This is a genomic window from Corynebacterium sp. LK10, from assembly GCF_008042455.1.
GTDB classification, from domain to species: Bacteria; Actinomycetota; Actinomycetes; order Mycobacteriales; family Mycobacteriaceae; genus Corynebacterium; species Corynebacterium jeikeium_D.
In genome coordinates this window covers 16,754-35,369 of record NZ_NOVT01000013.1, presented here as the reverse complement: position 1 = coordinate 35,369, position 18,616 = coordinate 16,754, and the positions used below count along the sequence as shown (strand labels likewise).

Sequence of the window (18,616 nt, the reverse complement as noted above, 5' to 3'; positions counted from 1 at the left end):
ACACCCGCCGAAAGGCCTTATTTACGCGCTGGCCGCATGACGATACATGCGATAACAGCGTAAAACGGACTCAGTCCTTCCCCACCGAGGGGATTGGATTGGGTCCGTTTTTTATTGTCTAAAATATGCACTTATGCCCGCTCTCACCGAAATATTCACCGGCTTTGGTTCCGTCGCAGTACTGATCATTGTTGGCTGGTTGTTTGGGCGCAGTGAGATCGTCGATAAGCGGGCATCTTTTACCCTGAACATGGTCGTGTTCTGGATCGCGATGCCGTGCATGCTCGCGCACACTCTCGCAACGGCGGATTCGGCGAGCGTCTTCGGTTCGGCGTTTGGTGTCGCGGCACTGTCGGCGCTTGGCACGGCGGCGTTCTACCGGATTTTTGTGGCGCCCATGTTCAAACAGCGCGGCGCCGATGCAGTGGTCGGCGCGATGTCGTCGAGTTACAACAACGTCGCTAATCTCGGCGTGCCGATCGCTGTCGCAGTGCTTCACGACGCTACCGCCGTCGTCCCTGCCCTTATCTTTCAGATTGCCTTCTATGCGCCCGCTTCCATGACCGTGCTGGAAATCCTCACTAACCGCGGTCATTTCCGACCGCGCAATGTCATCATGGCACCGCTGAAGAACCCTATTTTTCTGGCGGCGGTGGCGGGGCTTGCGATTAATGCGTTTGCTATCGACGTACCTCAGTTCGTAGCGCATCCAGTGGGGCTATTGGGGCAGGCCGCGGTGCCAATGGCACTTCTGGCCTTCGGTATCAGCCTGCATGGCATGCCTTTTATGGAAGCCGGCCGCTCCCCTCGTCGCGCTGTCGTGGTGGCGTCTACGCTGAAGCTTTTCCTCCACCCCGCGCTCGCTCTACTGTTCGGCCATTTCGTCTTCGGTCTCAGCGGGCATGCGCTGCTGGCAGCTGTGATTATCGCCGGCCTGCCGACAGCCCAAAACGTCTACACCTTCGCCTCCCGCTTCGGCCGGAACCTTGAGCAGGCGCGCGACTGCGGCGTGATTACAACAATCGCCTGCTTGCCGACGGTCCTGTTGTTCACCCTGCTGTTGAGTTAGGGGACTCTTCCCGACGGCCTGGAGAGAATCTCGTTACCCTTGGAGGCGTGGAGATTCTGAAGACACTTCTCGAGGCCGACCCGTCCGTGCCTCGTTTGACCTGTTATGACGAAACTACCGGCGGTCGTACCGATTTATCGGCCCAAACCCTGGACAACTGGGCCAGCAAGATCGCCAACATGCTGCACGATGAGTTCGACCTCGTCGCCGGAGACCAAGCATGGATTGACTTGCCGTTGATCTGGCAGTCCGCCTGCATCATCCTCGGCTGCGAACGCGCTGGTGTCACAGTTAGCGACGAGGAGCCTCTGGTCGTTTTCACCACGGTCGCCAATGTCAGCACGTGGGAGGAGAAGTTTCCGGACGCCTATATCGCAGTGCTTACCGACGATCCCTTTGGCCGCGGTGTCGTGGAATGCGGTGTTGATATTCCACCGGGAGTCATTGACTTCGGTCCGGAAGTTCGTTTCCACCCCGACGCATATCTAGGCGCAGGCCCGGACTCCGACCAAACCCCCGTTATTGGGGAGAAGGCGGCTGCAGAACTGCTTTCATCTGCTGGCGATTATGCGGACGAGATGCAGATCACGCCCGGTTCCCGCGTTGTTTCCGACGGCTGGCTGGTGCCTGATTCTTCACAGGTCACCGCAGATAAATGGGCACGTAATGTGCTGTCGGCTTGGGTTCGTGGAGGTGCTGCCGTCGTCGTGCGCGGTGGCGATAGCGAGCGTGTCACTGCTATTTCTACGGCCGAAAAAGCCCGTGTGATTTAGTCGCAGCTGTCCCGTCGAGAAGCGCTCTAAGTAGTCGCGATAACCTGGAAACCGTGATTACCCGACCATATATTCTTGCGATTCTCGCCCTCATCAACGTCTTGGGTGCACTGGCTGTATGGGATTTGAGCCCATGGTGGTGGATTCTGATGGCCTTCATCCTCTTCCTGGATGTTGTGGCTATCTATGACATGCTTCAGAGGAAGCACTCCATCTTGCGGAACTTCCCGGTCATCGGCCATCTGCGCTACATGGGTGAGACCATTCGCCCTGAGATGCAGCAGTATTTCATCGAGCGCAACTTCGACGGCGCTCCGTTCGACCGCGATACTCGTACCGTGGTCTACGAGCGTGCGAAGGGGCTGTCCTCGAAGAAGTCATTCGGTACTGAGCGAAAGATTAATGCGCCCGGCTACGAGTACGTCCGCCACTCGATGGCGCCGAGCCAGCACGTCATCGAGGATCCGCGCGTAGATATTGGCGGTCCGGACTGCGCCCAGCCGTACTCAGCGTCTATCTTCAACATCTCAGCCATGAGTTTCGGCTCTCTGTCCCCTAACGCTGTCATGGCAATGAATAAGGGCGCGAAGCTGGGCAACTTCGTACAGGACACCGGCGAGGGCGCTATCAGCCCTTACCACTTGAAGTATGGCGCAGACCTCTATTGGCAGCTGGGGTCCGGATACTTCGGTGCACGTACTGAGGATGGCGACTTCGACCCGGAGCTCTTCCGCGAAAAGGCTAAGATTCCGCAGGTCAAGGCAACCTATCTGAAGGTTAGCCAGGGCGCAAAACCTGGACTCGGCGGCATGCTGCCAGGTCACAAGGTCAACGAAGAGATTGCGGCTACTCGCCACGTACCAGTTGGCAAGGGCGTGATGAGCCCTCCGTACCACCGCGTCTACTCCACCCCGCGTGAACTTGTTCGGTTTATGGGCACCATGCGTGAGCTCAACGGTGGCAAGCCGGTCGGTTTCAAGCTGTGTGTTGGCTCCCAGCTTGAGTTCCTCGCCGTGTGCAAGGCCATGCTGGAAGAGAACATCACCCCGGACTTCATCATCGTCGACGGCGCTGAAGGCGGCACCGGTGCTGCACCGCTGGAATACTCCGACCGCGTTGGCCTGCCGCTTACCGACGGCCTGATTCTCGTCCATAACGCGCTCGTAGGTGCCGGTCTGCGCGATCGCATTAAGCTCGGTGCGTCCGGCAAGGTCATTACTGGCTTCGATATTGTGAAGCGCATGTGCATCGGTGCTGACTTTGTGAACTCGGCTCGCGGCATGATGATGGCCACCGGCTGTATCCAATCTCAGCTATGTCATACAAACACCTGCCCGGTGGGTGTGGCTACCCAGGATCCGAGCCTGTGGAAGGCCCTGGATGTCGACGACAAGGGTCAGCGTGTGGCCAACTATCACAATGCCACGGTCGCGGAAGCAGCTAGCCTGTTGGCATCGATGGGCCTGAATAGCTTCTCTGAGCTGGGGCCGTCCCACCTGCTGCGGCGCACCAATGAGCAGGTCGGTGAGACCTACGCGGAGCTCTACAACTGGCTGCAGCCAGGCGAGCTGCTGAGCGGAACTCGCTTCCACAACTGGGCCGAAGCCTGGGAGACTGCCGACCCGGACACGTTCCACTACCCCGCAGTTCATATGCGCGGGTAGTTCGGGGCTGGTTGCGCGCCCTACTCACCCATCAGCTTCTTGCGCAGACGCTCGTCCTTTTCCAGGACCTGATCGCGCATGTTGGCCTGGTAGTTCTCCATCGCCACAATGAGCTCCGGGTAACCGGCCGAGAGAATACGCACAGCCAGCAGGCCAGCGTTCTTAGCGCCGCCCACACCGACGGTTGCCACCGGAACGCCGCCCGGCATCTGAACGATTGACAGCAGGGAATCGACACCCTCCAGGTTCTCCAACGCGCGTGGCACGCCGATAACCGGCAGCGGAGTGGCCGACGCAACCATGCCCGGCAGGTGTGCTGCACCACCGGCGCCAGCGATAATGCAGCGCAGCCCCTTGTCAGCGGCGGACTTTGCGTAGTCAATCATGCGTTCCGGAGTGCGGTGTGCAGAGACCACACCTACCTCAAAGGGAATTCCGAACTCAGCCAAGACCTCCGCTGCGGGCTCCATGGTCGGCCAATCCGAGTCCGACCCCATAATCAGACCGACCAGCGGACCGGTTACGTTGGCCAACTTCGGGCTTGCCACCTGGTTTGCTTCAGCCAATGTTGTCTCCTTGAGATAGCAATCTAATTCTTATACAGCGCCAGCCACCTATGCGGTGTAGCCGTCTGCCCACACGCCATCGACGATGTAGCCAGCAGCGAGGTTGGCAACCCGCCGGGTCTCCGCGATGCCTTCCGGGCTTGCGTCGTAGCCGCACAGGTTGACGTGCCCCAGCTTACGTCCAGGGCGCCAATCCTTCCCGTACCAGTGAATCTTCGCTGATGGGAAACGACGCCATACCTCAGCAAAGCGGTGCGAGATCGGCACGTCCGAGGCCTCATCGCCACCGAGCGTATTGACCATTACCGTCACCGGCGCAGTCGGGCGAGTGGAACCCAGTGGCATGTCAGCAACTGCACGCAGGTGCTGCTCAAACTGGCTGGTCTCGCAGCCGTCCTGCGACCAGTGCCCAGTGTTGTGTGGGCGCATAGCCAACTCGTTGACGTAAATCTCCGGATTGCCGTCAGCATCGACGGTTTCGAACAGCTCAACTGCCAGCGCGCCGGTTACTCCCAGCTCGGAAGCGATAGCCACACTGAGCTTTTCGGCCGCGCTCGCAAGCTCGTCGGAAAGCCCTGGTGCCGGGCAGATTGCCTCAACACAGATGCCGTCACGCTGCACAGACTCGAGGACCGGCCAGGCATTGACCTCACCCGACGGTGTGCGCGCACACATGGCTGACAACTCACGAACCAGCGCGACCTTCCGCTCGGCCATCAGCGGCACGTCCTTGCCCAACAGTTCGTCGACAAGCGCGCGCAGATCCTCGCGGTCCTTCGGGAACCACACGCCGTGACCGTCGTAACCGCCACGTCGGGCCTTCAGGCAGACGGCACCGTCAACGCGGTCGAAGAATGCTTCGGCATCCTCGGCGGACTCAATTGCAGCGTAGGCAGGTACCGGAGCGCCCAGTTCCTCCAGGCGCTGGCGCATCAGTAGCTTGTCCTGCGCGTACAGCAGCGCCGACGGCTGCGGCTGAACGGAGTAGCCCATCTCGGTCAGCTTGTTGAGGAATTCGGTGGGAACGTGCTCATGGTCGAAAGTCACGGCCTGCGCACCGGCGACAGCGCGTTCAACATCTTCCCAGACGTGGTAGTCGCCGATGATAACGTCCGCACACACCTGCGCCGCGGAAGCATCCGGCGAACCGGCGAGCAAACGGATGGACTGTCCCAGCTCAATGGCCTCAGTCTGCATCATACGAGCCAGCTGACCGTCACCAATCACCGCTACAACCGGCACGCCATCAGCATGCGCGGGGTGCTGCGCAGCGGTTAGCGCTGCAGCGGAATCAGAAGTGGAATTAGTGGGGTTTTCAGGGGTATCCGAAGCAATCACACCCCTGATTGTAGGTTATGACCCAAAATTCTAAGTCAACCGGGAGACCAACTTAGCCACCTTGCGGGAGCTGGGAATATCTTCCACAGCCAGCGGCGGGCCGAAACTGCGGGTGTGCAGATACAGCACGCCGCCCTTGCGATTGACAGCACGCACCGAACGCAGATCAATCGAGACCACCTGCGGGCGCAGAATGCCACGGCGCAGAATAATTCGCCTATCAGTCAGTACGAACCGCTCCCCCAGCCAACTTAGTGCCGGACGAACGACGCGCCAGAGAATAAGCCCCAGCCACGCGAAGAGCAGCAGCTGACGCACACCTTGCAGATCTCCCGGAGCAATCGCAGGGCCGTCGATAAAACCAATCAGCAACCAGCAGACGCCCGTGATAACCATGAGTTCCAAGAGCGGCCACACCAGCCGACCAAAAGTTGGATTGGTGTCCAGCAGAATTGCCTCGCGCGTGTCCAACTCATCATCGGGAAAGGCCATACAGCACTACCCCCGCTCCGAATCAGCCTGCGGGGACGCATAGCCGCCGTCAGTGGCGCGAACATGGAACACGTCACCGGCCGCAACAAAGTGACTTGTGCCAGCTTCGTCGGTGACGATCAATTCGCCGTCGGCACGCACGCCAACCGCCTTACCCACCAGCACGCGGTCCCCCGGCAACTCCACGCGCACGTTCGAACCGATGGTCGCGCACACCGCCTCGTAGTCCCGCAGCAGCTCAGCATCGCCCTTTCGCCACTGCGCTTGACGACGTCCCAGCGCACGCAGCACACCAGCGGAGATGTCGTCGCGGTCGAGGTTCTCCGCTCCCGCCAGGTATAGCGAAATGGCGTGTGGCACAGGCAACTCATCTTCCTGCAGGGAAACGTTGATGCCGATTCCCGGAATGAGAATTGGCGGTGTCAGCGAAGCAGCCTCCACCAGAATTCCGCAGAGCTTACGACCGTCAACCAGGACATCATTCGGCCACTTCAGGGAAACGCGTTCAGGTGCAAGACCCGCAACTTCCACGACAGCATCGACAACTGCGAGGCCCGCGACTAACGGCAACAGCCCCAGTTGCTCGGGTGCGAGCCCTTCCGCGCGCAGCAGCGCGCTGAGTGCAATGGACGCACCCTTCGGGGCCGTCCAACTACGGCTCAGCCGACCGCGACCTGCGGTCTGTTCCGAGGCGATAAGCGCACTGAGATCTGCCGCCTGCCCCAGTGCCGCCTGTTGCCGAAGATCGGCATTGGTCGAACCAGTGGTTTCGACAACCTCAATGGAACTCCAGCCCGGCGCGGCTGCGCGCACACGCGTGGCGTCAAGAGGCTTGCGGGAAGCAACAATTCTGGGGTCGGTCATGCACAGCAGTCTAGCGCCATGGCCGGATTCACTGAGTCGTGACCTTTCTCAAGAGCTCGACAGCGTGAGAATCATCACAGCTCGCCTGCTTTACTATTTTCCTTCCCAAACACTACATTCCATAACATGACTATTTCCTCACGTTTGGCGGCGGAGCAACACACCACCGCTTTTCTCAATGAAGACCTTTTACGCCGACGCACTGCTGCACTGACTCCGATGGGGTCGCGAGGCTACGACAAGCTCAAACTGACTGAGCGCATGAATGCCCGCGAGCGCATTGACTACCTGCTGGACGAAGGGTCTTTTGTCGAATTCGATGCACTAGCCCGCCACCGCACTACCGCATTTGGAATGGAAGCCAAACGCCCCGTGACCGACGGAATTATCACCGGCTGGGGAACCATAGACGGCCGTGAGGTCTGCATCTTCTCTCAGGACGGCACAATCTTCGGTGGTGCACTCGGAGAGGTCTACGGCGAAAAGATGGTCAAGATTCAGGAGCTTGCCATCACTACCGGCCGACCCCTTATTGGCATGTACGAAGGTGCCGGCGCCCGCATCCAAGATGGCGCAGTCTCACTGGACTTTATTGCCCAGACGTTCCACCACAACGTTCGCGCCAGCGGCGTCATTCCGCAGATTTCAGTCATTTTTGGCGCCTGCGCGGGCGGAAATGCCTACTCTCCAGCACTGACGGACTTCGTTGTCATGGTGGAGGAAAACTCCCGTATGTTCGTCACCGGCCCTGACGTAATCGAAACAGTCACAGGCGAAAAAATCAGCCAGCACGAGCTCGGCGGCGCCGACACCCATATGGAGATCGCCGGAAACTCCCACTACACCGCCACTAGCGAGCAGGATGGACTCGACTGGGTCTGCGATTTGCTCGACTACCTCCCCAACAACACAACCTCCCCCGCGCCCAGCTGGGATTCCGATGCCAGTGACGAAATCACCGACACCGATCGCACCCTCGACAGTCTCATTCCCGACAGCCCATCCACGCCGTACGACGTGCATGAAGTCATCTACGCGCTTTGCGACGATGCGGAGTTCCTGGAAATCCAGGAAAACCGGGCAGCCAATGTCGTGATTGGCCTTGGCCGTCTCAATGGTCAATCTGTTGGGTTTGTCGCTAATCAGCCCATGGAATTCGCGGGCTGCCTAGATATCGATGCAGCGGAGAAGGCCGCGCGATTCGTCCGAACCTGCGATTGTTTCAACATTCCACTCGTCTTTCTCGTAGACGTACCCGGCTTTCTCCCCGGTTCAAATCAAGAACACCAGGGAATTCTGCGCCGTGGCGCTAAATTGCTCTATGCGTATGCAGAAGCAACCGTTCCTAAAATCACCGTCACCATGCGCAAGGCCTATGGCGGCGCGTATTGCGTGATGGGATCAAAGGGGCTCGGCGCGGATGTAAATCTGGCTTGGCCGACGGCACAGATCGCCGTGATGGGCGCCTCTGGCGCAGTACGCTTCCTCCATCGTGCCGAGATTCGAACCGCCACCGAAGCAGCTCTCGCAGCAGATCCAGCGGCCGATAGATTTGGCACTCCCGAGAGTGTGAAAGAACTCATTGCTGAACTGGAAATGGGATACGAGCAACACATGCTCACGCCTTATCGCGCCGCCGAACGGGGGTTAATTGATGAAGTCATCCTCCCCTCCGAGACACGAACTCGGGTGATAAAAAATCTGCGCCTTCTAACTTCAAAGAAAGTACCGTGGCCTGCGCGCAAGCACGGCAATATTCCACTGTAAGAGCAGGCTTTTTGCTGTACAACGAGCTAGTCATTACCCCTACTTTTGTTAACAGCGATTGCCCCCAACTACCTCCCCCCGTTTTCGAAACGTAAACTAGTTGGTATGACGACTGCCGCAAATACATCAACCGGTGAAACCCCGGATTTGACCACTACTGCTGGAAAGCTGGCCGATCTGCGAGCCCGTCTCGCAGAGACCCAGGCTCCAATGGGCCAGGCCAGCATTGACCGCGTCCACGACAAGGGCAAGATGACCGCTCGTGAGCGCATCGAGTTCCTCTTGGACGAGGGCTCGTTCGTGGAGGTTGACGCTCTCGCACGTCACCGCTCCAAGAACTTCGGCCTCGATGCCAAGCGCCCTGTCACTGACGGTGTTGTGACAGGCTACGGCACCATCGATGGCCGCCAGGTCTGTGTCTTCTCGCAGGACGGCGCCATCTTCGGTGGCGCGCTCGGTGAAGTCTACGGTGAAAAGATTGTCAAGATCATGGATTTGGCCATCAAGACCGGTGTCCCAATTATCGGCATCAACGAGGGTGCTGGTGCCCGCATCCAAGAGGGCGTTGTTTCCCTCGGCCTCTACTCCCAGATCTTCTTCCGAAACACCCAGGCTTCTGGTGTTATCCCACAGATTTCCCTGATCATGGGCGCCTGCGCTGGTGGCCACGTCTACTCCCCGGCTCTGACCGACTTCATTGTCATGGTCGATGGCACTTCCAAGATGTTCATCACCGGCCCGGACGTTATTAAGACCGTCACTGGCGAAGAGGTCACACAGGAAGAGCTGGGTGGCGCTGGTACTCACATGAGCACCTCCGGTACTTCGCACTACACCGCCGCTGATGACGAAGACGCTCTGACTTTCGTTCAGGAATTGGTCAGCTACCTGCCGTCCAACAACCGCGCTGAGGCTCCTCGCATGGAGGCTGAGCCGTTCGAGGGCTCCATCGCTGACAACATCACTGAGACTGACCTCGAGCTCGACACGCTGATTCCGGACTCCCCAAACCAGCCGTACGACATCAAGGACGTCATCACCCGTCTGGTCGACGACGAGGACTTCCTGGAAATTCAGGAGGACTACGCACAGAACGTGGTCATCGGCTTCGGTCGCGTGGAAGGTCGCTCGGTCGGTTTCGTCGCCAACCAGCCGATTCAGTTCGCTGGCTGCCTCGACATCAAGGCATCCGAGAAGGCGGCTCGCTTCGTCCGCACCTGTGACGCCTTCAACATTCCGATCATCATGCTGGTTGACGTTCCAGGCTTCCTGCCGGGCACCAACCAAGAGTTCGACGGCATCATCCGCCGTGGCGCCAAGCTGCTGTACGCATATGCTGAGGCCACCGTCCCGAAGATTACCGTCATCACCCGTAAGGCCTACGGCGGAGCTTACTGTGTGATGGGCTCCAAGGACATGGGCGCTGACATCAACCTGGCATGGCCGACCGCTCAGATTGCGGTCATGGGTGCTTCCGGCGCTGTCGGCTTCATCTACCGCAAGGAGCTCAAGGCTGCTGCAGCCGAGGGCAAGGACGTCGTCGCACTGCAGAAGGAGTACGAGGCAGAGTACGAGGCCACCCTGGTCAACCCGTACATGGCTGCTGAGCGCGGCTTCATCGACGCCGTTATCCCGCCGAGCGAGACCCGCGGCCAGATCATCGAGGGTCTGCGTCTACTGGATCGCAAGGTTGTTAACGTACCCGCCAAGAAGCATGGGAACATTCCGCTGTGACCGATTCCAAAAACACCCCAGCAACCGAAGACAAGGACGCCGCTACAGCCCCGGCTGCACCGTTCATGTCCGTCCTCAAAGGCAACCCGTCAGACGCTGAAACCGCCACGCTCGCGCTTTTGTTCGCAGGTATGGCAGCAGCCGGCGGCGCCCCAGAGGACCGCGGCCCGCGTAACAACTGGGGTCGGCTGGAAGAGGGTTTCCACCAGCCGCACCAGCACGTACCGGGCACGTTCCGCAACGTCCATTTCTACTAGTACAGCTACCGCTTACCGCGTAGTCGTTACCGCACGCTAGCTGCGTCGATTCGCTAGCACAAAGCGCCACCATCGGGTTTTCCGATGGTGGCGCTTTGGTTTTTGTTACTGCCTTAGCCTTGACCACTGCTTATTACTAGCGCTGTTCACCCAGCGACTCGCCATCAAACTCGTCATCGAGCTCCCGGTCCAGCCGACGCTGATCACGGTTGCGAGCTACCGGCCACACCACCTTGAACAGGAAATACACAAACGCCAGACCGATGGCAGCACCCACCACAGCGCCGGCAATGAATCCCCACGATTCCGATAGTGCCCCACCAGCGCTTGCCTCAGAGAGCATTTGCACTCTGATAAAACCAATCAGCCACAGCCCAATGACGGCTACGAGTGCTGCAATCTCGCCTTTTGTAAGACCATTAATCTTCGGCATTGGCACTTGACGTCGCAACCACCGCTGCGAAAACAGGAGTCCAACCAGCGGCATCAAGATGATTGCCACTGTCACGCCCACCATCTTTGGCTCTGGAATGAGCCAAATCAGTACCGTTGCAAGCACGTAATTAGCCCACATCATCATTGTGAACCCGTACGTGTAGGACTTATGCAGCAACATCTGCTGATACTCATCGTCCACCGTGGCGCTGTTGCGTTCAATTACGACATCCGCATAGGACATTGTCAGTATCCTTCCTCACCAAAAATTTCTTCGACTGTTTTTCCCAGTACCTTGCAGATACGCAACGCCAAATACACCGAAGGCGAGTAATTTCCCCGCTCGATATTTGCAATGGTTTGCCGCGAGACCTCCACCTTCGCGGCTAAATCCGCTTGGCTCAGCTCCAACCAGCGTCGGTATCTCCTGACCTGGTTCGAACGTTCTTCCCCACTCATCTGTGTACTTTCTTTAACTTGATGTCCACTTTACTTTACATCACTAGAAGGCAGCTGCCATCTAAAAAAATCTGCCTGTTCTTACAATCGGGCCAACCCCACGCATGTTTGCCACAAAAATTAGGCTTTACGATTCCGCCCTCACTAAAATCACTAACTATGAGCAGCCCCCGAATCGTCTTGGCTTCCACTTCCCCTTCGCGACTGCACATTCTGCGCTCTGCAGGCATCGAGCCCATCACAGTAGCGCCCAACGTCGACGAGGATGCCGTAATCACAGCCCTTCCGGACGCATCGCCGGTACGCATCGTCGAGGAACTCGCACAGGCCAAGGCACACGCTGCCTCTCCGGCCTACCCCAATGACATTGTCATTGGCGGGGATTCAATGCTGCTTCTCGACGGGCAGTTGCAGGGCAAGCCCCACACGGAAGAAAAGACCATTGAGCGCTGGCATCAACAGAGTGGCCGGACGGCTGAGCTGATTACTGGTCACTGTGTCGTGACACCAAAGGGCGAGCACCTTGAGGTGGCGATTACTTCCCTCGATTTCGCTGAAGTCCCAGAAGAGGACATCCGTGCCTACGCTGCGACGGGCGAGCCGCTGAAGTGCGCTGGCGCGTTTACTTTGGAGGCTCTAGGCGGCTGGTTTGTCGATGGCATCAATGGCGACTCATCCAGTGTGATCGGACTGTCGCTACCTGTCGTGCGCCGAGCTCTGTATCGCTACGGCTATTCGGTCTCCCAGTTCTGGAATCGGTAGGCATCGCAAGGACGTCGTAAAGCAAAAACCGCACCAAATTGGTGCGGTTTTCTTAGCTGTTGAGACTACTTGTTAGCAGCCTCAACGCGCTTGATGGCCTCCTGAGCAACAAGCTCCTGAATACCCATATCCAGCTCGGAGGTGAAGCCGACACAGGAGCAGTTGATCTCGCCGAGAACGTAAGTGTCCTCGCCGTCCTCGCCGTCTGCCAGCATGAAATCAGCGGTCCAGATTAGCGGGATATTGTCGCCACCGAGGTTCTCGGCAATGACCGGGCGAGCCTCAGCAAACATGTCGATGAGGTCCTGCCACTCTTCCGGCTTGTTGTAGGTGTACTTCGCGCCAGAGAACAAGGTTGCGGAGAAAGCGTCGCCGCCCTCGGCCGGCTTCTTGTGAACCACGAAGACCGGGTGCGGACCGACCAGCAGAATGCGAATTTCGCCTTCGGTGATGCGCGGCATGAAGCGCATGTCCACGAGCATGCCGTTATCGCCGATGATGTACTGGTCGCAGAAATCCATGAACTCGCCGAGCTCGCGAGTCTCGGTGTGGTTGTCCACGGCCTCGGTGCACTTCAGCTTGGTGTTCAGCGGCAGCGGGGTGCCCGGCTCAACGTTCTTAGCAACCTCTTCGTCAGCGATACGCACGCGCCAAATGCCAGATCCGGTGGAGCCACGGTTCTGCTTGAGGACGCGCTCGCCGTAGGACAGGGAGGTCGGGAAAGTGCTGTGGAATGCCTCGACGTCGTAGTATGCAGCGGTGTCAGACGGAACCAGGTCGGTGTCCTTGAGCTTAACCAGTGCGTCCTTTGCGCCGTAGGCCATCATTTCGCCCGGGGTGGACATACCAACCAAACCAGCGACCGAGAGACTGGTCAGAAGCTCGAAGTAGCCCCTCTCACCACCCGGGATGTTGCCCGGGTTTACGCGGGAGATGTAGCCGTCGAAGTTCTGGGAGACGTAGTCGTACAGGTCGTCCTTCCACTCCGGTCGGTAGTAGACGACCTCAGCGGACCAACCGGCTTCGCGGATAGCGTTGACGATTGGCATGGTGTCCTTGCGGTGTCCGTCGAAGTACTTGTCCGAGCCGCCCTCGATCTCGAATACAACAATGTTCTTGTGCACAGGCACTCCTTTTAAGAAAATACATGGACTTCCGGCACTCAATTGTCTCCGTAACGCAGCGAATACCCAGGCAGATAGCCCATTTCAGCCCATTTTCCAGTGATACGAATCAACACAGTTTTTGCGCTAACTCTCAGCTAAATTTTAGGGCACTACCTGGACTCCAAGCGCGCTGAAAACACTGCTTTTACCCCCAACTGTGAGGCGTATCCCAGGGTGGCCGCGGACGCAATTGTTGCCGTCGGAAAGCGCTCACACTGGGGACTATTCCGCCGTTCGCCACGCGACCCGTAAACTAGATATGCAATTGACGATAAACGTCAGAAAGTCCCACCCACCCAACTTGCGCCAAGGGAGTATCCGATGGCTGTTCCGCACGACCCGCACCCCCAGTTCCAGCAGTACGCCCACCCTGAGCGCCTCGTCTCTAGCTCCTGGCTTGCTGCCCGACTGGGCTCTCCCGGTCTGCGCGTTGTTGAATCCGACGAGGACTCACTGCTCTACGACATTGGACATATTCCGGGCGCGGTTCGCATCGACTGGCATCACGACCTCAACGATCCTGTGCGCCGCGACTATATCGACGCCGAAGGCTTTGCCGAGCTTATGCGTGAGAAGGGCATCTCGCGCGATGACACCGTCGTAATCTACGGCGACAAGTCCAACTGGTGGGCCGCCTACACACTCTGGGTTTTCGAGCTTTTTGGGCATCCCGACGTGCGCCTGCTTAACGGTGGCCGCGATGCCTGGATGACTGAAGAACGAGACACGAGCTTCGAGGTCCCCAATTACCCACGCACTGACTACCCTGTCGTCGAGCGCGACGACAAGACACTGCGCGCCTACTTCAGCGACACACGTGAGCTCATTGGAAAGGCTCCGATTATCGACGTACGCACTCCGGAGGAGTATGCCGGTGCGCGAACCCACATGGTCGATTACCCGCAAGAAGGTGTCCTGCGTGGTGGCCATATTCCAACCGCGGTAAACATTCCATGGAATCAGTCCGTTCACCCGAACTCGCGTTTCCGCGATCGCGAAGAGCTCGAGCAGATTTACGCGCACGTCCAATTTGAAGATGAGGCGATTGTCTACTGCCGCATCGGCGAGCGCTCCGCGCACACCTGGTTTGTACTGCACCACCTGCTCGGCCACGAGAATGTTCGCAATTACGACGGCTCGTGGGTTGAGTGGGGCAATATGATTGGCATGCCCATTGCCCACGGTTCGGAGCCGGGAAGCCTGTAGGCGATCGACGCAACCGGTGGGCGCTTCCCCCACCGTTTTTCCAGCGTCAGCGGCTGACGCTACACCGGAGATTTAGTTTCCCCCTGCCGCCCCCAATCAAGGGGGCGGCTCTTGCACTCTTGGGTGATAATTTTAACCACAAACCTAGGTTTTTGGGCGGAAAATAGCCACTTCAGCTGCCCCCATGACCACTTGAACGCTGCTCAAGACCACAATCCCTACCCCCTTATGTAGCGAGCAAAAAGAGGTTGCTTACCGCACCTGTGACACAATGGAGACATTGGGTCACACGCTGTTAGCTACCGCGTGGTTAACCGCATTGCGGTTCACCGCTCAGTTAACTGCAGTGCTGCTTGTGATTCCTACAAATGACTGTCGCAACCTTGCCCCGAGGGCCAATTCTCGGGGTGCCCACGAAAAATGGAGGATTTCGTGTCCGAGCAGACCACTGAAAAAATCACGAAGGTTCTCGTCGCCAACCGTGGCGAGATTGCCGTTCGCGTTATTCGCGCTGCGAAGGACGCAGGCATTCCTTCCGTCGCCGTTTACGCTGAGCCGGATGCGGACGCTCCTTTCGTGACCATGGCGGATGAGGCTTTTGCTCTCGGTGGCACCACTTCCGCTGAGTCATACCTAGTCTTCGACAAGATTCTGGACGCCGCAAAGAAGTCCGGCGCTAATGCCATCCACCCGGGATACGGCTTCCTGTCGGAGAACGGCGACTTCGCTGAGGCTGTTGAGAACGCTGGCCTGATCTGGATTGGCCCGTCACCAGAGTCCATCCGCGCCCTGGGCGACAAGGTCACCGCTCGTCACATCGCGCTGAAGGCTGACGCTCCAATGGCTCCAGGCACCAAGGAGCCAGTTAAGGATGCAGACGAGGTCGTCGCGTTCGCTAAGGAGCACGGTCTGCCAATCGCCATTAAGGCCGCTTTCGGTGGCGGTGGCCGCGGCATGAAGGTCGCACACAAGATGGAAGAGGTCGCCGACCTCTACGAGTCCGCTACCCGTGAGGCCGTTGCGGCCTTCGGTCGCGGTGAGTGCTTCGTAGAGCGCTACCTGGACAAGGCACGCCACGTCGAGTGCCAGGTTCTCGCTGATAAGCACGGCAACGTCGTTGTCGCCTCCACCCGTGACTGCTCGCTACAGCGTCGTTTCCAGAAGCTCGTCGAGGAAGCACCCGCTCCGTTCCTGACCCCAGAGCAGGATGAGCGCCTGCGCCAGTCCGCTAAGGACATCTGCCGCGAGGCTGGCTACTACGGTGCGGGCACCGTTGAGTACCTGGTTGGCGCTGACGGTCTGATTAACTTCCTCGAGGTCAACACTCGTCTACAGGTGGAGCACCCGGTCACCGAGGAAATTACCGGCCTCGATCTGGTCCGCGAGCAGTTCCGCATTGCTGAAGGCAAGGAACTGTCCATCAAGGAAGACCCGGAGATGCGCGGTCACGCTTTCGAGTTCCGCATCAACGGCGAGGACGCCGGCAGCAACTTCATGCCGGCTCCGGGCACCATCACCAAGTACGTCGAACCGTCCGGCCCGGGTGTCCGCATGGACACCGGCATCAAGGAGGGCGACGTCATCGGCGGCCAGTTCGACTCCATGCTGGCCAAGCTGATTGTTTGGGGCGAGACCCGCGAAGAGGCCCTACGCCGCTCCGCTCGTGCTCTGTCCGAGTACCAGGTTGAGGGCCTGGCAACGGTCATTCCGTTCCACCGCCACATTGTGGAGAACCCGGCGTTTGTCGGCGATGGCGAGAAGTTTGACGTCTACACCAAGTGGATTGAAGAGGAATGGGACAACCCGATTGCTCCGTACGACGGTGACTCCGACGCTGACACCGACACCGTTCCGGCTCAGAAGGTTGTCGTCGAGATCGACGGTCGCCGCGTCGAGGTAGCCCTGCCGGGCGACCTGGCTCTGGGCGGCGGCAACGCTGGTGCCAAGAAGAAGAGCAAGAAGAAGCGCGCTGGCGGTTCCAAGAAGGCCGCTTCCGGTGACGCTGTGGTTGCTCCGATGCAGGGCACCGTCATCAAGGTCAACGTCGAAGAGGGCCAGGAAGTCTCCGAGGGTGACACCGTGGTTGTCCTTGAGGCCATGAAGATGGAAAACCCAGTCAAGGCTCACAAGGACGGCGTTGTCACGGGTCTGGCTACCGAGGCTGGCTCAGGTGTCGGCAAGGGCGATGTCCTGATGGAACTGAAGTAGTTCTAAAGCTCTAAGCGGGGCTGGTTGCGATGGGATTCGCAGCCAGCCCCGCTTGATTCTTTTCAGCCCCTCCCCCGGCGCCCTTAAACACTGTTCAGGACGTCTAGAGTGGACGGTATGGAACCCATGGAAGTAAATGCCGGCCGCTTCTACTGCCGTCCGCTGCGCCACGATTCCCGCGTCGATGACGCCCCGGTCGCAACCCAATTACTCACAGAATTGGCCCCTGACTCCGTCGCCGAGTTCCTTCGGAACTCCACCACCGAGTGGGAAAACGACACCGCCTACCGCTTTGCGGTTGCTGAGCAGACGAACGTCGAGATGCTCGCACTAGCAACCGTCGAGGTCATCAATGCCGACCACGTCAGCATCACCGTCCGTCCCGCAGGCGATCCCGCACGCGTGTTGCCTAACGACGATCAGGTCCTCACCAAGGTAACCGTCGCCGACGGCGTCGAAGCCGCCGAAAAAGCCCTCCACCGATGGGCAGAGGGCTTCTTGGGCAAGAAAGTCAGCTAGCCGAACTGGCACCGCTGCGACTGCTCAGTCCTAGGCGCCGGAACGCAGCAGGTAGATATCCATAATCCAACCGTGCTCCGCACGGAGCTTCTTTTTCAGCTCCGCAATCTCTTCGCCGACGTCGCCAACGCGACCACGGCGGAGCGTCTCCAGCTCCGTTCCCAGGAATGCACCCCAGAGAATCTCTTCCTCCGGGTCCGCGTGCTCGAGCCAGGCTGCACCGCCATCGAGCATCACCACCGCATCCATGCCAGGCGCACGCTCCCCCAGGCGCCGACCAGTGGTAATCAATACCGGCTTACCAATCTGGTTCAGGCACTCTCCATGCGCTGCGGTCAGCGCGGAAATCGCCGTCACACTGGGGATAACTCGCGAGCGCACGTCCAGCCCAAGGTCGCGGACGCGCTGCAAAATCCGCAATGTTGAGTCATACAAGGAGGGGTCACCCCAGACCAAGAACGCACCGCGGCGCTTGCCCTCTCGTCCGAGGTGAGCGACGAAGGCGTCGGCAAGCAGCTCTGCACGGCGCTGATGCCAGTCACGGACGACTGCGCCGTAGTTATCGGGCGTGCGGTCACGTGGCGGGTCGGGAACGGTAACGAGTTCGACATGCGGCGCATGCTTATCGACGATCGCCTGTCGCGCAGCCAACAAGTCCGCTTTGGCATCACCCTTGTCGAGAGCAAAAACTACGTCGACATCAGCAAGAGCGCCGATAGCCTCGAGCGTAATGTGGCTCGGACTACCGGCGCCGATTCCGATGACGTCTACATCGACATATCCGCTGTATACAGGGCTCTCGGCCTGAGTGCGGGCGGCGTCGTTTCGACTAGTGATTGGTCGGATCTCCCTCGTAACCGAACTGTTCAGCCATCTCATCTGGAGACAGGCCAGCCATCGAACCCTGGAGGTTAGCCGAAGCGGCCTGCTTCAAGTAAATCTCGCAAGCGTTGGCCATGTACTTGGAGTCGTACACGTTCATCTCCAGAATCGGAGTCAAAGAGCCATCATCTTCCATGCGCGAAACCAAAAGGTGCGGCTTGTCCGAGTCCGTGGTCATGGAGCACTTAATCTTGACACCGTTGACATCCGTGAAAGTTGGCTTAATCATATTGTCATCCTCCTCCAAAACAGCGACCGGAAAATAAGTAGCGCTGTTGCGACCGCAAGCGCAAGAAAGTCGCTCGTTATAAACCATGTTAGCCAGATTCCGGGCGGCACCGCCGAGCACAAAAGCACATGGGGGTAATAGCGAGCTTCCTGCATGTTTGCGTGTCAGGTCGAGGACCCAATTGCCACTAGAGCTCGCAGATGCGTTAAAGTGATGAAGTAATTTT

At 58.7% G+C, this 18,616-nt stretch carries 19 protein-coding genes; 10 read left to right on the top strand and 9 right to left on the bottom strand.

Going from position 1 to position 18,616, the window contains the following annotated elements; genetic code table 11:
• Window positions 1-133 precede the first annotated feature (133 nt).
• The 3 genes from CHU70_RS03995 to CHU70_RS03985 are packed head-to-tail and all read left to right on the top strand — an operon-like array spanning window position 134 to window position 3,506.
• Complete coding sequence (locus tag CHU70_RS03995) at window positions 134-1,069, top strand: AEC family transporter (protein ID WP_147718946.1); 936 nt, start codon at window positions 134-136, stop codon at window positions 1,067-1,069.
• Between the two features lie 47 nt (window positions 1,070-1,116).
• Entirely contained in the window at window positions 1,117-1,842 is a 726-nt protein-coding gene (locus CHU70_RS03990; protein WP_147718947.1) for a TIGR03089 family protein, read from the top strand.
• A gap of 53 nt (window positions 1,843-1,895) precedes the next feature.
• Window positions 1,896-3,506, top strand: coding sequence for an FMN-binding glutamate synthase family protein (locus CHU70_RS03985; RefSeq protein WP_049171310.1), 1,611 nt, complete (start codon window positions 1,896-1,898; stop codon window positions 3,504-3,506).
• Window positions 3,507-3,526: 20 nt separating this feature from the next.
• On the opposite strand, the gene purE is transcribed toward CHU70_RS03985, so the two are convergent.
• The 4 genes from purE to CHU70_RS03965 all read right to left on the bottom strand — a co-directional run bounded on the left by purE (window position 3,527) and on the right by CHU70_RS03965 (window position 6,766).
• Window positions 3,527-4,003, bottom strand: coding sequence for a 5-(carboxyamino)imidazole ribonucleotide mutase (purE, locus tag CHU70_RS03980; RefSeq protein ID WP_049171375.1), 477 nt, complete (start codon window positions 4,001-4,003; stop codon window positions 3,527-3,529).
• A 117-nt stretch (window positions 4,004-4,120) separates the two neighbouring features.
• A complete protein-coding gene (locus CHU70_RS03975; protein ID WP_147718948.1) occupies window positions 4,121-5,410 on the bottom strand; it encodes a 5-(carboxyamino)imidazole ribonucleotide synthase in 1,290 nt (429 codons plus the stop codon).
• 30 nt (window positions 5,411-5,440) lie between these two features.
• Window positions 5,441-5,902: a PH domain-containing protein gene (locus CHU70_RS03970; RefSeq protein WP_147718949.1), complete on the bottom strand. Its 462-nt coding sequence runs from the start codon at window positions 5,900-5,902 to the stop codon at window positions 5,441-5,443.
• Window positions 5,903-5,908: 6 nt separating this feature from the next.
• Window positions 5,909-6,766, bottom strand: coding sequence for a biotin--[acetyl-CoA-carboxylase] ligase (locus CHU70_RS03965; protein ID WP_088611639.1), 858 nt, complete (start codon window positions 6,764-6,766; stop codon window positions 5,909-5,911).
• 126 nt (window positions 6,767-6,892) lie between these two features.
• On the opposite strand from CHU70_RS03965, the gene CHU70_RS03960 reads away from it, so the two are divergent.
• The 3 genes from CHU70_RS03960 to CHU70_RS03950 all read left to right on the top strand — a co-directional run bounded on the left by CHU70_RS03960 (window position 6,893) and on the right by CHU70_RS03950 (window position 10,524).
• On the top strand, window positions 6,893-8,533 hold the full coding sequence (locus CHU70_RS03960; RefSeq protein ID WP_070565954.1) for an acyl-CoA carboxylase subunit beta: 1,641 nt from the start codon (window positions 6,893-6,895) through the stop codon (window positions 8,531-8,533).
• Between the two features lie 105 nt (window positions 8,534-8,638).
• Window positions 8,639-10,267: an acyl-CoA carboxylase subunit beta gene (locus CHU70_RS03955; protein WP_016423283.1), complete on the top strand. Its 1,629-nt coding sequence runs from the start codon at window positions 8,639-8,641 to the stop codon at window positions 10,265-10,267.
• Window positions 10,264-10,524 carry an acyl-CoA carboxylase epsilon subunit gene (locus CHU70_RS03950; protein ID WP_016423284.1) on the top strand — a complete coding sequence of 87 codons (261 nt, stop codon included), beginning with the start codon at window positions 10,264-10,266 and terminating at the stop codon, window positions 10,522-10,524. Before CHU70_RS03955 ends, CHU70_RS03950 begins: the two co-directional genes overlap by 4 nt.
• 136 nt (window positions 10,525-10,660) lie before the next feature.
• Here the strand turns inward: CHU70_RS03950 and CHU70_RS03945 are convergent, their stop codons facing one another.
• Together CHU70_RS03945 and CHU70_RS03940 are read right to left on the bottom strand one after the other, a co-directional pair.
• Window positions 10,661-11,203, bottom strand: coding sequence for a hypothetical protein (locus CHU70_RS03945; protein WP_049193052.1), 543 nt, complete (start codon window positions 11,201-11,203; stop codon window positions 10,661-10,663).
• Window positions 11,204-11,205: 2 nt separating this feature from the next.
• Window positions 11,206-11,418: a helix-turn-helix transcriptional regulator gene (locus CHU70_RS03940; protein WP_048733637.1), complete on the bottom strand. Its 213-nt coding sequence runs from the start codon at window positions 11,416-11,418 to the stop codon at window positions 11,206-11,208.
• Window positions 11,419-11,577: 159 nt separating this feature from the next.
• Between CHU70_RS03940 and CHU70_RS03935 the strand changes: the two genes are divergently transcribed.
• Window positions 11,578-12,180: a nucleoside triphosphate pyrophosphatase gene (locus tag CHU70_RS03935; RefSeq protein ID WP_016423286.1), complete on the top strand. Its 603-nt coding sequence runs from the start codon at window positions 11,578-11,580 to the stop codon at window positions 12,178-12,180.
• A gap of 65 nt (window positions 12,181-12,245) precedes the next feature.
• On the opposite strand, the gene CHU70_RS03930 is transcribed toward CHU70_RS03935, so the two are convergent.
• The gene (locus tag CHU70_RS03930; RefSeq protein WP_049189713.1) at window positions 12,246-13,304 is read right to left on the bottom strand and encodes a Cj0069 family protein; all 1,059 of its coding nucleotides are present in this window, start codon (window positions 13,302-13,304) and stop codon (window positions 12,246-12,248) included.
• Between the two features lie 363 nt (window positions 13,305-13,667).
• Between CHU70_RS03930 and CHU70_RS03925 the strand changes: the two genes are divergently transcribed.
• From CHU70_RS03925 to CHU70_RS03915, 3 genes are all read left to right on the top strand, one after another.
• Window positions 13,668-14,552 carry a sulfurtransferase gene (locus CHU70_RS03925; RefSeq protein ID WP_049189714.1) on the top strand — a complete coding sequence of 295 codons (885 nt, stop codon included), beginning with the start codon at window positions 13,668-13,670 and terminating at the stop codon, window positions 14,550-14,552.
• Window positions 14,553-14,972: 420 nt separating this feature from the next.
• Window positions 14,973-16,760 (top strand): acetyl/propionyl/methylcrotonyl-CoA carboxylase subunit alpha, encoded by a 1,788-nt coding sequence (locus tag CHU70_RS03920; RefSeq protein WP_042388874.1) that lies wholly within the window; start codon window positions 14,973-14,975, stop codon window positions 16,758-16,760.
• A 117-nt stretch (window positions 16,761-16,877) separates the two neighbouring features.
• Window positions 16,878-17,279: a hypothetical protein gene (locus CHU70_RS03915; protein WP_042388876.1), complete on the top strand. Its 402-nt coding sequence runs from the start codon at window positions 16,878-16,880 to the stop codon at window positions 17,277-17,279.
• Window positions 17,280-17,309: 30 nt separating this feature from the next.
• Here CHU70_RS03915 and cobF read toward each other — a convergent pair whose 3' ends face one another.
• Together cobF and CHU70_RS03905 are read right to left on the bottom strand one after the other, a co-directional pair.
• Window positions 17,310-18,158 (bottom strand): precorrin-6A synthase (deacetylating), encoded by an 849-nt coding sequence (gene cobF, locus CHU70_RS03910; protein ID WP_016423291.1) that lies wholly within the window; start codon window positions 18,156-18,158, stop codon window positions 17,310-17,312.
• Window positions 18,109-18,390 carry a hypothetical protein gene (locus CHU70_RS03905; protein WP_016423292.1) on the bottom strand — a complete coding sequence of 94 codons (282 nt, stop codon included), beginning with the start codon at window positions 18,388-18,390 and terminating at the stop codon, window positions 18,109-18,111. Before CHU70_RS03905 ends, cobF begins: the two co-directional genes overlap by 50 nt.
• Window positions 18,391-18,616: the final 226 nt, after the last annotated feature.

Coding starts and splice junctions, on each gene's coding strand:
- CHU70_RS03970 (WP_147718949.1), bottom strand. CDS start 5,902: ATGGCCTTTCCCGATGATGAGTTGGACACGCGCGAGGCAATTCTGCTG.
- CHU70_RS03905 (WP_016423292.1), bottom strand. CDS start 18,390: ATGATTAAGCCAACTTTCACGGATGTCAACGGTGTCAAGATTAAGTGC.
- purE (WP_049171375.1), bottom strand. CDS start 4,003: ATGGGGTCGGACTCGGATTGGCCGACCATGGAGCCCGCAGCGGAGGTC.
- CHU70_RS03935 (WP_016423286.1), top strand. CDS start 11,578: ATGAGCAGCCCCCGAATCGTCTTGGCTTCCACTTCCCCTTCGCGACTG.
- CHU70_RS03955 (WP_016423283.1), top strand. CDS start 8,639: ATGACGACTGCCGCAAATACATCAACCGGTGAAACCCCGGATTTGACC.
- CHU70_RS03940 (WP_048733637.1), bottom strand. CDS start 11,418: ATGAGTGGGGAAGAACGTTCGAACCAGGTCAGGAGATACCGACGCTGG.
- CHU70_RS03995 (WP_147718946.1), top strand. CDS start 134: ATGCCCGCTCTCACCGAAATATTCACCGGCTTTGGTTCCGTCGCAGTA.
- CHU70_RS03920 (WP_042388874.1), top strand. CDS start 14,973: ATGGAGGATTTCGTGTCCGAGCAGACCACTGAAAAAATCACGAAGGTT.
- CHU70_RS03915 (WP_042388876.1), top strand. CDS start 16,878: ATGGAACCCATGGAAGTAAATGCCGGCCGCTTCTACTGCCGTCCGCTG.
- CHU70_RS03925 (WP_049189714.1), top strand. CDS start 13,668: ATGGCTGTTCCGCACGACCCGCACCCCCAGTTCCAGCAGTACGCCCAC.
- CHU70_RS03965 (WP_088611639.1), bottom strand. CDS start 6,766: ATGACCGACCCCAGAATTGTTGCTTCCCGCAAGCCTCTTGACGCCACG.
- CHU70_RS03960 (WP_070565954.1), top strand. CDS start 6,893: ATGACTATTTCCTCACGTTTGGCGGCGGAGCAACACACCACCGCTTTT.
- CHU70_RS03945 (WP_049193052.1), bottom strand. CDS start 11,203: ATGTCCTATGCGGATGTCGTAATTGAACGCAACAGCGCCACGGTGGAC.
- cobF (WP_016423291.1), bottom strand. CDS start 18,158: ATGAGATGGCTGAACAGTTCGGTTACGAGGGAGATCCGACCAATCACT.